The organism is Variovorax nitratireducens, assembly GCF_051216545.1.
Lineage (GTDB): Bacteria > Pseudomonadota > Gammaproteobacteria > Burkholderiales > Burkholderiaceae_C > Variovorax.
The window spans coordinates 40,906-52,131 of sequence record NZ_JBPJZO010000002.1 but is presented as its reverse complement, the minus strand read 5'-3'; the positions used below and the strand labels follow the sequence as shown (position 1 = coordinate 52,131).

At 67.0% G+C, this 11,226-nt stretch carries 11 protein-coding genes; 6 read left to right on the top strand and 5 right to left on the bottom strand.

From position 1 onward, the window contains the following. The first annotated feature begins 2 nt into the window (after nt 1–2). On the top strand, nt 3–728 hold the full coding sequence (locus tag ACSFA8_RS05535; protein ID WP_435478515.1) for a GntR family transcriptional regulator: 726 nt from the start codon (nt 3–5) through the stop codon (nt 726–728). A 5-nt stretch (nt 729–733) separates the two neighbouring features. On the opposite strand, the gene ACSFA8_RS05530 is transcribed toward ACSFA8_RS05535, so the two are convergent. Further along, nucleotides 734–2,347, bottom strand: coding sequence for a bifunctional AfsR/SARP family transcriptional regulator/alpha/beta hydrolase (locus ACSFA8_RS05530; protein ID WP_435478514.1), 1,614 nt, complete (start codon nt 2,345–2,347; stop codon nt 734–736). Nucleotides 2,348–2,478: 131 nt separating this feature from the next. On the opposite strand from ACSFA8_RS05530, the gene ACSFA8_RS05525 reads away from it, so the two are divergent. Together ACSFA8_RS05525 and ACSFA8_RS05520 are read left to right on the top strand one after the other, a co-directional pair. Continuing rightward, nucleotides 2,479–3,264 carry a sterol desaturase family protein gene (locus ACSFA8_RS05525; protein ID WP_435478513.1) on the top strand — a complete coding sequence of 262 codons (786 nt, stop codon included), beginning with the start codon at nt 2,479–2,481 and terminating at the stop codon, nt 3,262–3,264. Between the two features lie 276 nt (nt 3,265–3,540). Then, nucleotides 3,541–3,966, top strand: coding sequence for a DUF3830 family protein (locus ACSFA8_RS05520; RefSeq protein ID WP_435478512.1), 426 nt, complete (start codon nt 3,541–3,543; stop codon nt 3,964–3,966). A gap of 28 nt (nt 3,967–3,994) precedes the next feature. Here the strand turns inward: ACSFA8_RS05520 and ACSFA8_RS05515 are convergent, their stop codons facing one another. Next, a complete protein-coding gene (locus ACSFA8_RS05515) occupies nt 3,995–4,798 on the bottom strand; it encodes an exodeoxyribonuclease III (RefSeq protein WP_435478511.1) in 804 nt (267 codons plus the stop codon). Nucleotides 4,799–4,813: 15 nt separating this feature from the next. Between ACSFA8_RS05515 and pyrE the strand changes: the two genes are divergently transcribed. Further along, nucleotides 4,814–5,506 (top strand): orotate phosphoribosyltransferase, encoded by a 693-nt coding sequence (pyrE, locus tag ACSFA8_RS05510; RefSeq protein ID WP_435478510.1) that lies wholly within the window; start codon nt 4,814–4,816, stop codon nt 5,504–5,506. 24 nt (nt 5,507–5,530) lie between these two features. Beyond that, nucleotides 5,531–6,181: a DUF4124 domain-containing protein gene (locus ACSFA8_RS05505; RefSeq protein WP_435478509.1), complete on the top strand. Its 651-nt coding sequence runs from the start codon at nt 5,531–5,533 to the stop codon at nt 6,179–6,181. 103 nt (nt 6,182–6,284) lie between these two features. Here the strand turns inward: ACSFA8_RS05505 and gatB are convergent, their stop codons facing one another. From gatB to gatC, 3 genes are all read right to left on the bottom strand, one after another. Continuing rightward, on the bottom strand, nt 6,285–7,781 hold the full coding sequence (gene gatB / locus ACSFA8_RS05500) for an Asp-tRNA(Asn)/Glu-tRNA(Gln) amidotransferase subunit GatB (protein ID WP_435478508.1): 1,497 nt from the start codon (nt 7,779–7,781) through the stop codon (nt 6,285–6,287). A gap of 372 nt (nt 7,782–8,153) precedes the next feature. Further along, the gene (gene gatA, locus ACSFA8_RS05495) at nt 8,154–9,647 is read right to left on the bottom strand and encodes an Asp-tRNA(Asn)/Glu-tRNA(Gln) amidotransferase subunit GatA (RefSeq protein WP_435478507.1); all 1,494 of its coding nucleotides are present in this window, start codon (nt 9,645–9,647) and stop codon (nt 8,154–8,156) included. Beyond that, nucleotides 9,644–9,943 carry an Asp-tRNA(Asn)/Glu-tRNA(Gln) amidotransferase subunit GatC gene (gatC, locus tag ACSFA8_RS05490; protein ID WP_435479186.1) on the bottom strand — a complete coding sequence of 100 codons (300 nt, stop codon included), beginning with the start codon at nt 9,941–9,943 and terminating at the stop codon, nt 9,644–9,646. The genes gatA and gatC overlap by 4 nt, the downstream gene beginning before the upstream one ends. A 212-nt stretch (nt 9,944–10,155) precedes the next feature. On the opposite strand from gatC, the gene ACSFA8_RS05485 reads away from it, so the two are divergent. Further along, nucleotides 10,156–11,199: a rod shape-determining protein gene (locus ACSFA8_RS05485; RefSeq protein WP_286540939.1), complete on the top strand. Its 1,044-nt coding sequence runs from the start codon at nt 10,156–10,158 to the stop codon at nt 11,197–11,199. Nucleotides 11,200–11,226: the final 27 nt, after the last annotated feature.

Sequence of the window (11,226 nt, the reverse complement as noted above, 5' to 3'; positions counted from 1 at the left end):
CGGTGTCCATCGTTCAAGCCGTTCCCCATCCCGCCGCCACCGTCAATGCCGTCGTGTTCCGCACACGCGCCGACGAGGTGTATGCGCAACTGAAGCGCGACGTGGCCGAGTTCCGCATGGTGCCCGGCGACCGCTTCACCGAAAACGAAATCAGCGAACGCCTTGGCGTGTCACGCACACCGGTGCGGCAGGCGCTGTTCAGGCTGCAGCAAGAGGGCTACGTCGAGGTGCTGTTCAGGAGCGGCTGGCGCGTGCTGCCCTTCGACTTCGACCAGTTCGAGCAGTTGTACGACCTGCGCATGGTGCTGGAGACCACCGCTGCACACCGCCTCTGCGAGACCGACCGCCACATCGACCGCGGCCTGCTCGAGAAGCTGGTCGGCATCTGGCTGGTGCCCGCCGCCCAGCGCAGCACGGACGCCACGCAGGTCGCGCAGTGGGACGAGGAGTTTCACTGCGCATTGGTCGCCGCAGCCGGCAACGCCGAGATGGCCCGCGTGCACAGCGACGTGACCGACCGCATCCGCATCATCCGCAGGCTCGACTTCACCAAGCAGCCGCGCATCGACGCCACCTACGACGAACACGCCAAGATCCTGAAAGCCGTGCGCGCCAACCGCGGCGACCAGGCCGCGATGCTGCTACGGGCGCACATCGAGACGAGCCAGGCCGAGGTGCGGAAGATCACGCTGCATCAGGTGCATTTGGCGCGGCATGCGGCGGGGTGATGCGGTCATCGCGCCTGCACGAACGCAAACATCGCATCCAGCAGCGGACGCGTATCGCCGCGCCACCACCAGTGGTCGTCGCCTTCGAGCTCTAGCCATTTCGAGCCGCTGATCCGCCTGGCGAGGTCGGCGCCGGCGCCCACCCGCACCGCACGATCGCCGGTGCGGTGCATCACGAGCGCGGGGCACCTGACGCGCGCAGCGTCTTCGCGCACATCGACATCGCGGAAGGCCCGGAGTGTCTCCGCCAGCGCGCCGGGGGAGGTGGAATGCCGGATCATGCGCGCCCACCAGGCCCGCAGCGCCGGGTCGGCCTGTGCTTCGGGTGCAAAGGCTTCGATGCCGGCAGGCCCGCCCCATACCGCCACAAGCCTGGAGAGCCACACGTCGAAGGCGCCGGGCGGCAGCGCGTGGGGGTAGTCCGGTGCCGAGCATCCCTTGGCCATCGCGCCGAACAGCAACAGGCCCTGCACCCGTGCGGGGTGGTCGACGGCCATCGTGATCGCCGCAGGGCCGCCTTCCGACGAGCCGAAGATCCAGGCTTTCTCGATGCCCGCGTCGTCGAGGATCAGTCGGATGTCCGTTGCCGTCGCGTGCGCGGAGGAGTTCACGTCGAGCCGTTCCGACAAGCCGACCCCGCGGCGGTCGAACATGACAACGCGAAAGTGCGCCGCCAGGCGCTGAATGAAGGCGCGGATGTACGGATCCTCCCAGCCGATCTCGATGTTCGACAGAAAGCCCGGCGCCACCACCAGAGCGTCACCGCGATCCCCCAGCATGGCGTAGGCCAGCGCGCCCGAGGTCGAGGCCGCATAGCGCACGTTCAGCGGTTCCCTCTCGACGCTCGCGCGCGCACCGGCGAGCTTGCGCATGAGCGTGGCGTAGGCGGCCTCGGTTTGCGCACTCGGTGCGATTCCGTAGTCGGCACGCAAGGCTTCTGCGCAGCGCGCATACACCGCTTCGACGCTGGACGCATTGCCCGACCGTGCCTCCAGTTCCATCAGCAGTACATAGCTCGATTCGCAGCCGGGACCCATGCGCACGAGCCGTTCGGCCAGTGCAATGGCTGCTGCGACGTCGCCGTCGGCGGCATGCCGCTCGGCCAGCATGGCCAGCAGGCGACGGTGCAGCTGGTCGTGTTCAATCTGCAGGCCGCGCACCCAGTCGTCGAGCGTCTCGGCGCCGCTCGACATGCCGCCGAAGATCGGTTGCACGGCGCGTTCAGACCATTGCTGCAGCGCGGCGAGCGCTGGAGGGTCGGCCGGCGGCAGCGAGGCAGCGGCCTTCGCCTCGCGCGCGAACGCGAGCACGTCGACGTGCAGGGTGCGTGTGCCGAGCCCGATGCTGGTCGCGTCCGCTTCGAACAGCGCGCCGCCAACCTGGTGGTCCACCGCATACACCAGGCGTCGCAGACGGGTGCGTGCCTGCGCCTCGGACGCGTCCGGCCACAGCAGCCCGGCCAGCACCGAACGCGATACCGGCCGGCCGGCATGTGCAAGGTAACCCAGCAACGCGAACGCGCGCCGCAGTGCCAGGCCGGTATCTACGCCATCCAGGAAAAGCCCCGGAACGCCGAAGAGGCGCAGCGCGAGCCTGTCTTGCAAAGCGTGATCTGCCATGGCGCGGTTATAGCCGGCCTTACCCGGAGTCACCCGGAAAGCAGAAGGGGATCGCCCAGGGGACGCGCAGGGGACGCGCCGTTCCTACATTCGGCGTCCTCCCTCCAACGCTTTGACAAAAGGAAGCCTTCATGACCACCCTCGAACTCATCACGCTCGGCATCTTGCCGGCCTTTCTGCTGCTCGACCTTGTGCACCGGGCGCGTCCGCAACCGGTCGCGCGCGGGTGGCGCGTCCGCGCGCTCGCCGTCACCGCATTCAATTTCGTCCTCTCGCTGGCCGTTGGCTTCGCATGGGCCGAACTGTTCAATGGCAAGAGTCTGCTCGACGGGAAACAACTCGGCACGGCGGCCGGCGCTCTCGCGGGCGTGCTCTGCTACGAGCTTGCGCATTACTGGTATCACCGCAGCGCGCATCGCCATGGGTGGCTCTGGCGCCTGGGCCACCAGATGCACCACAGCGCGGAATCGCTCGACGTCTGGGGCGCTTACTACCTGCATCCGATCGACGCGGCCATCTTCGTGTCGCTGTCGAGCATCGTTCTGTTTCCCGTGCTCGGTCTTTCGCCGCAGGCCGGCGCCATCGCCACGGCGGTGCTGACCTTCGCGGGCATCTTCCAGCATGCCAATGTTGCGACGCCGAGGTGGCTCGGCTACATCGTGCAGAGGCCCGAGAGCCATGCCGTGCACCACGCCCGCGGCGTGCACGGGCACAACTATGCCGATCTCCCGCTGTGGGACATGGTGTTCGGCACCTTCGTGAATCCGCAACGGGTTCAGGAGGACGCCGCGCATGGCTTCTACGACGGCGCATCGCGCCGCGTGCGCGACATGTTGCTGTTTCGCGATGTCTCGCAGCCGGAGCAAACCAGCGAAGCGACCTCGTCTGCACCGAATTCCCGGGGAGCCCTTTCATGATCTGGGATCACGCAGGCCATGTCGTCACGTGCAACTCCCGCGGCGGTCGCGCACCATGAGCACGCGATGGATCAGTTCCGCTGCTACAGCGGGGTCCGGTCGCTGCCATTGAGCAGGCAGAATTGCTGGCCCGCATGCGCGCTACGCTGGCGGCCGATGCAGGCCACCACGACTGGCGCGGCACCGGGGAGGCGCTGGCCGAAGACCGCGCCCCTTTTTACCGCCACGGCCACTTCGGTGGCTGCTGCGGCTGATTGCTCAAACCATAGAAACGACATGACCCGACTCAAGATCACCGCCGGCGGCTTCGACTTCGTCGCCGAAACCCATCCCGACGCGCCGCTCACCATGGCCGCGTTCGCCAAGCTGCTGCCGTATCGGCAAAAGCTGATCCATGTGCGTTGGAGCGGCGAAGGTTGCTGGGTGCCGCTGGGCGAGTTCAAGCTGGAGAACGACGGCGCACCCGTTGGCTTCGAGAACCACACCAGCCACCCGTCGGTCGGCGACATCCTGTTCTACCCGGGCGGCTACAGCGAAACCGAGATCATCCTGGCCTACGGCGCCTGCAGCTTCGCCAGCAAGATGGGGCAGCTCGCGGGCAACCACTTCCTGACCATCGTCGAAGGCAAGGAAAACCTGCGCAAGCTCGGCACCAAGGTGCTGTGGGAAGGCGCGCAGGACGTGCTGTTCGAGCTGGCCTGACCTCGGCTACGGCACGGCTTTCGCGCGGCTAAAGCGTGAAGTCGTAGTCGACCGTGATTGGCGCGTGGTCGCTGAACTTCACGGTCTTGTAGATTTCTTCGCTGCGGGCCAGTGCCGCGGTTTTCGGCGTGGCCAGGTGGTAGTCGAGCCGCCACCCCACGTTGTTGGCGTAGGCCTGGCCGCGGTTGCTCCACCAGGTGTAGGCGGCGTCGGTGGTGTCGGGCTTCAGCATTCGGTAGACGTCGACCAGGCCGGCGCCTTCCACGCTTGCATCGAGCAGCCGGGTCATCCAGGCGCGTTCTTCGGGCAGGAAGCCGCTGTTCTTCTGGTTGCCGCGCCAGTTCTTGAGGTCGATTTCCTTGTGCGCGATGTTGATGTCGCCGCACAGCACGAACTCGCGCGCTTTCTTCAGCGCGATCAGGTAGGGGAAGAAGCCGGCCAGAAAGCGGAACTTGGCAGCCTGGCGCTCCTCGCCCGATGAGCCGCTCGGGAAGTAGCAGCTGATGACCGAGAACTTCCGCTTGGGCGTGTCGAAGCGCAGTTCGAGATACCGGCCCTCGGCATCGAACTCCTTGTCGCCCCAGCCGACGATCACGTCGCTCGGCACGTGCCGGCTGTAGATCGCGGTGCCGGCGTAGCCTTTTTTCTCGGCATAGTGGAAGTGGCCCTTGAGTCCGGCCATCTCTTCGAAGCGGCCGGTGACGTCGCTGGCCTGCACGCGAATCTCCTGCATGCAAATACAATCCGGCGCCAGTTCGGCCACCCAGTCGGCCACGCCTTTGGTGGAGGCCGAGCGCAGGCCATTGAGGTTGAGGCTGGTCAGTTTGAACACAACAAGGATTTCCAGATGGCTGTGAGTGGTGGTTCGGACAACGGCTCGAAGCAGCTGGCCCAGGATTTCGTGCAGTTCGCACTCGATGCCGGCGTGCTGCGCTTCGGCGAGTTCAAGATCAAGTCGGGCCGCATCAGCCCGTATTTCTTCAATGCCGGCCTGTTCGACGACGGCGCCAAGCTGGCCCGGCTGGCCGAATTCTATGCAGAGCGGCTGATCTCCAGCGGGCTGGAGTTCGACATGGTCTTCGGCCCGGCCTACAAGGGCATTCCGCTGGGCGCCACGGTGGCGGTCGAGCTCGCGCGGCGGGGCCGCAACGTGCCGTTTGCCTACAACCGCAAGGAGGCCAAGGCACATGGCGAGGGCGGCAGCCTGGTCGGCGCACCGCTGCGGGGCCGGGTGCTGATCGTCGACGACGTGATGTCGGCCGGCACCGCGGTGCGCGAGTCGATCGCGATCATCGAGGCGGCCGGGGCCACGCCGCATGCGGTGGCGATTGCGCTCGATCGGCAGGAGAAGGCGACCGAGAACGGCGTCGACGTCGACTACAGCGCCGTGCAATATGTACGAAAACAGCTCGGCTTGCAGGTGACGGCCATCGCCACGCTCGATGACTTGTTACAGTACCTCACGGGGCGCGCCGACCACACGCTGGACGCCCACCGTGAGGGTGTGTTGGCCTACCGGACGCGCTACGGCGCAAGCTGACGACAAATCTAAAGGAACGATGCAGTGCGCTTCGCCATATACCTTGCCGGGCTGCCGTTGTTGCTGACCGGCATCGTGCAGGCGCAGCCACAACAGGCGGCGCCCGCCGGCATCTACAGCTGCATCGATTCGCGCGGGCGCAACATCACGTCGGACCGGCCCATTGCCGATTGCATGGACCGCGAGCAGCGCGAACTCAACCCGAGCGGGACCACCCGGCGCCGCATCGAGCCGACCTACACCGCCAGGGAGCAGGCCGAGCGCGACGAACGTGCGCGCCAGGCCGCGCTGGTCGCGCTGCGGCAAAACGAGGATCGGCGGCGCGAACGGGCGCTGCTGATGCGCTACCCCAACGTCGCCGCGCACGAACGCGAGCGCAAGGATGCGATCTCGCAGATCGACGCCGTGATCCAGGCCGCGCGCAAGCGCCAGGCCGAATTGGTGGACGAGCGCAAGAAGGTCGACGACGAGCTCGAGTTCTACAAGGGCGATGCGAGCAAGGCGCCGGCCTCGATCCGCCGGCAGCGGGACGACAACACCCAGAGCGTGCTGGTGCAAAACCGATTCATCGGCGAGCAGGAAGACGAGAAGAAGCGCGTGAATGCGCGCTTCGACGAGGAGCGCGCGCGCCTGCGCCAGCTGTGGACGGTCGACGCAGGCGGCCTCGCGAAATAAGGCTCGCCCCCAGGCTGCGCGCACTGCGTGTCGCGCGCGCCAACCCCCTGCCGGGGGCGGCGCCGATCGACCGGCAAGGCCGGATCGATGGCACCTCACCGCTTCAGCCCAATTTGGCCTTCAAGAGAGCATTGACCTGCGCCGGGTTGGCCTTGCCCTGGCTGGCCTTCATGACCTGGCCCACGAGCGCGTTGAAGGCCTTGTCCTTGCCGGCGCGGTACTCGTCGATGTTCTTCTGATTCGTGGCCAGCACGTCATCGATGATCTTGTCGAGCGCGCCGGTGTCGCTCATCGGCTTCAGATCCTTGGCCTCGATGATTGCGTCGACGTCGCTGCCTTCGCCGCTCCACAACGCATCGAAGACCTGGCGCGCGGCATTGTTCGGGATCGTGCCGTCGCTGATGCGCGCGATCAGCTGGCCCAACTGCGTGGCCTCGACCGGCGCGGCCTCGATGCCGATCTCCTGCGCATTGAGCCGCCGCGCCAGTTCGCCCGTGATCCAGTTGCTGGCCAGCTTGGGCGTGCCGCCGGCCACGACCGTGGCGTCGAAGTAGCGCGCCAGCGCGGTGCTCTGCGTGAGTTGCGCGGCGTCGTAGGCCGACAGCCCGTGGTCGCGCACATAGCGCTCGGCCATCGCGCGCGGCAGCTCGGGCATGCCGGCCTTCACGCGGTCGATCCAGTCCTGCGCGATGACCAGAGGCGGCAGGTCGGGGTCGGGAAAGTAGCGGTAGTCGGCCGCGTCTTCCTTGGTGCGCATGGCGCGCGTCTCGCCGGTGTCGGGGTCGAACAGCACGGTGGCCTGCTGGATCGCGCGGCCATCCTCGATCTCGCCGATCTGCCAGCGGATCTCGTAGTCGATCGCCTGTTGCATGAACCGGAAGCTGTTCAGGTTCTTGATCTCGCGGCGCGTGCCGAGCGGCGCGCCGGGCCGGCGCACCGACACGTTGGCGTCGCAGCGGAAGCTGCCTTCCTGCATGTTGCCGTCGCAGATGCCGATCCAGGTGACGATCTTGTGCAGCTCCTTGGCATAGGCCACGGCCTCGGCGGTGGAGCGCATGTCGGGCTCGGTCACGATCTCGAGCAGCGGCGTGCCGGCGCGGTTCAGGTCGATACCGCTCTGGCCGACGAAGTTCTCGTGCAACGACTTGCCGGCATCCTCCTCGAGGTGGGCGCGCACCAGGCGCACGGTCTTCTGCTCGTCGCCAACGAAGAAGCTGACCGAGCCGCCCTGCACCACGGGGATCTCGAACTGGCTGATCTGGTAGCCCTTGGGCAGGTCGGGATAGAAGTAGTTCTTGCGCGCGAACACGCTGCGCGGCGCGATGTGCGAGCCGAGCGCCAGCCCGAGCTTGATCGCGCGCTCGACCGCGCCCTTGTTCATTACCGGCAGCGTGCCGGGCAGCGCCAGGTCGACCGCACAGGCCTGCGTGTTGGGCTCGGCGCCGAACGCGGTGGAGGCGCGGCTGAAGATCTTGCTCGCAGTCGACAGCTGGGCATGGGTCTCGAAGCCGATGATGACTTCGAAGCCCTGCACCAGCGGGCCCGTGGGGCGGCCGGCTTGCGCTTCGGCGAAGGGGTTCACGACAGCGGTCTCACTCATCTCGATTGCTCCAACGCGCGGTTGTTTTGCCCGGTGCCTGCATTTGGGGTCGACGGTGTTCGTCGGGGTACGTGCCGAGGACACCGGGTACCTCCCTCCGCGAATGTCCCCCGGCCTGCGGCCTCCTCCTTTATTTCGCTGCGGGAGGCACCCGATGCCCTCGGCACGGGACACGCTGCGCCGGTTCCGTCGATCAACCACCGCTCTGACGGATCAGGCCGATGGTGTGCTCTGCGCAGCGAAATAAAGGAGGAGGGCGAAGCCCGGGGGACATTCGCGGAGCAGAGTACGCCGTCGGCCTGATCCCACCCCGAGCGCCCCGAGCGCCCCAAACCCCGCAGCCCGCATCGCATCGAAAAGCCCGGTTTCATCCTAGAAGCCCTCCGGCGTGCGCGTGTGCCAGTCGGTCGCCTGCTGGAACCGGTGGGCGGCGTTGAGCAGCTTCGCTTCGCCAAAGTAATTGCCGATGAGCTGCAGGCCCACTGGCATGTCAGCTTCGCCGAAGCCGGCCGGCAGGCTCATACCCGGCAGGCCCGCGAGCGAGCCTGGCAGCGTGAAGATGTCCGCCAGGTAGTCGGCGACTGGGTCGTCGCCGTGTTCGCCAAGGTTCCAGGCGACGGTCGGTGCGGCCGGGCCGGCGATCACGTCGCACTGTGCAAAGGCCTGCTGGAAATCGTCGGCAATCATGCGGCGCACCTTCTGTGCCTGCAGGTAGTAGGCATCGTAGTAGCCGTGGCTCAGCACGTAGGTACCGATCATGATGCGGCGCTTGACCTCGTCGCCGAAGCCCTCCTCGCGCGTCTGGGCGTACATGTCGGCCAGGTCTTTGTACTTCGCAGCGCGGTGCCCGAACTTGACGCCGTCGAAACGGCTCAGATTGCTCGAGGCCTCGGCCGCGGCCAGGATGTAGTAGACCGGGATCGAGAGCTCGGTGCGCGGCAGCGTGATCGCCACGCGTTTCGCGCCGAGCTTCTCGTACTCGGCCAGTGCCGCATCGATCGCTGCGCGCACGCCGGCCGCGACGCCGTCGCCGAGAAATTCCTTCGGCACGCCGATGCGCAGGCCTTCGAGCGAGTCGCTCAGGCTGCGCGAGAAGTCTTCGGCCGGGCGGTCGATCGAGGTCGAATCGCGATCGAGGTCCGGGCCGCACATCGCCGACAGCAGCAGCGCGCAGTCCTCGGCCGAGCGGGCCATCGGGCCGGCCTGGTCGAGGCTGGAGGCAAAGGCAACCATGCCGTAGCGCGAGGCGCGGCCGTAGGTCGGCTTGATGCCGGTTACGCCGCAGAACGAGGCGGGCTGGCGGATCGAGCCGCCGGTGTCGGTGCCGGTCGCGGCCGGCGTCAGGCGCGCGGCCACGGCCGCCGCGCTGCCGCCCGATGAGCCACCGGGGATGCGACTCACGTCCCACGGGTTGCCCACCGGCGTGGCGGCGTCGAAGCCGATCGCGGGCACGGCCACGTTCTCGTTGGCCGATCCCATTGCGAATTCGTCGCAGCTCAGCTTGCCGAGCGTGACCGTGCCGGCCTCGGCCAGCTTGCGCACCACGGTGGCGTCGAACGGCGAGCGATAGCCCGCCAGGATGCGCGAGCCGGCGGTAGTCGGGAAGTCGGTGGTGACGAAGATGTCCTTGTGCGCGATCGGCACGCCGGTGAGCGCAGGTGCACCGCCGGCGGCGAGCTTCTCGTCGGCGGCGCGGGCCTGGGCCAGCGTCACGTCGGCGTCCAGCGCGACGAAGGCGCCGAGCGCCTGGTGGGTGCGGGCACGATCGAGAAAGTGCTGCGCCGTTTCCACGGCCGACACCTCGCGCGCTGCCAGCGCCCGGGCAAGCTGGGCCACGCCCTGTTGGTGGAGGTCGGGCCGGCTCATTCGATCACCTTCGGCACCAGGAACAGGCCCGCCTCAACGGCCGGCGCACTCCTCTGATTGGCTTCGCGGTTGTTCGCCTCGCTCACCACGTCGTCGCGCAGGCGCAATGAAATATCTTCAATTGCGGCCACGGGATGGGCCAGCGGCGCGATGCCGGTGGTGTCGACCGCGCGCATGCGTTCGACCAGATCGAAGAAGCCATTGATCTGGCCAAGCATGCGCTCGCTTTCGTCAGAAGCCAGTTGCAGCCTTGCCAACGAAGCAATGCGCGCGATATCGGAATGGGAGAGAGACATCGAAAAAACCGGGTGAGCCGGAGCAAATCGCACGCCGCGAGGGGGTGCAAAGACAGGAGACGAAGGGGATTCGGGTATTATCCCGCCTTTGCCGCAACCCCCGCGAACGCGCCGGCTTTTGCCGCAAAAACGCCCAATCCACCCCGTCAGACTACCCAATAAGAGAGCGACGACATGCCGATGCGTGTGCCGTGCTCCAGAGGATTCCGCACATGTTTGGAGCTTTCCGTCGGTATTTTTCGACCGACCTCGCGATCGACCTCGGCACCGCCAACACCCTGATCTTTGCCCGTGGCAAAGGCATCGTGCTCGACGAGCCGTCGGTCGTGGCAATCCGCCATGAAGGCGGCCCCCACGGCAAGAAGGTGATCCAGGCCGTGGGCCGCGAGGCCAAGGCCATGCTCGGCAAGGTGCCCGGCAACATCGAGGCGATCCGCCCCATGAAGGACGGCGTCATTGCCGACTTCGTGATCACCGAGCAGATGATCAAGCAGTTCATCAAGATGGTGCACCCACGCTCGATGCTCACGCCGAGCCCGCGCATCATCATCTGCGTGCCCTGCGGCTCGACCCAGGTCGAGCGCCGTGCCATCAAGGACGCGGCCGAAGCGGCCGGCGCCACGTCGGTCTACCTGATCGAAGAACCCATGGCCGCCGCCATCGGTGCCGGCCTGCCGGTGTCGGAAGCCTCCGGCTCGATGGTGGTCGACATCGGCGGCGGCACCACCGAAGTGGGCGTCATCAGTCTCGGCGGCATGGTCTACAAGGGCAGCGTCCGCGTCGGTGGCGACCGCTTCGACGAGGCCATCATCAACTACATCCGCCGCAACTACGGCATGCTGATCGGCGAACCGACGGCCGAAGTCATCAAGAAGACCATCGGCTCGGCCTTTCCGGGCTCCGAAGTCAAGGAGATGGAAGTCAAGGGCCGCAACCTCAGCGAAGGCGTGCCGCGCAGCTTCACGATCAGCTCCAACGAAGTGCTGGAAGCGCTGACCGACCCGCTCAACAACATCGTTTCGGCCGTCAAGAACGCGCTCGAGCAGACGCCGCCCGAGCTGGGTGCCGACATCGCCGACCGCGGGATGATGCTGACCGGCGGCGGCGCGCTGTTGCGCGACCTCGATCGCCTGCTGGCCGAGGAAACCGGCCTGCCGGTGCTGGTGGCCGAAGACCCGCTGACCTGCGTGGTGCGGGGCTGCGGCATCGCGCTGGAGCGCATGGACAGGCTCGGAAGCATCTTCACGTCCGAATAGCCCGCCCCCAGGCTGCGCGGCTCTTCG

Excerpts from the sequence above, each read along its gene's own strand:
- pyrE (WP_435478510.1), top strand. The coding sequence starts at position 4,814 with ATGGCTGTGAGTGGTGGTTCGGACAACGGCTCGAAGCAGCTGGCCCAG.
- gatB (WP_435478508.1), bottom strand. The coding sequence starts at position 7,781 with ATGAGTGAGACCGCTGTCGTGAACCCCTTCGCCGAAGCGCAAGCCGGC.
- ACSFA8_RS05530 (WP_435478514.1), bottom strand. The coding sequence starts at position 2,347 with ATGGCAGATCACGCTTTGCAAGACAGGCTCGCGCTGCGCCTCTTCGGC.
- ACSFA8_RS05485 (WP_286540939.1), top strand. The coding sequence starts at position 10,156 with ATGTTTGGAGCTTTCCGTCGGTATTTTTCGACCGACCTCGCGATCGAC.
- ACSFA8_RS05520 (WP_435478512.1), top strand. The coding sequence starts at position 3,541 with ATGACCCGACTCAAGATCACCGCCGGCGGCTTCGACTTCGTCGCCGAA.
- ACSFA8_RS05525 (WP_435478513.1), top strand. The coding sequence starts at position 2,479 with ATGACCACCCTCGAACTCATCACGCTCGGCATCTTGCCGGCCTTTCTG.
- gatC (WP_435479186.1), bottom strand. The coding sequence starts at position 9,943 with ATGTCTCTCTCCCATTCCGATATCGCGCGCATTGCTTCGTTGGCAAGG.
- gatA (WP_435478507.1), bottom strand. The coding sequence starts at position 9,647 with ATGAGCCGGCCCGACCTCCACCAACAGGGCGTGGCCCAGCTTGCCCGG.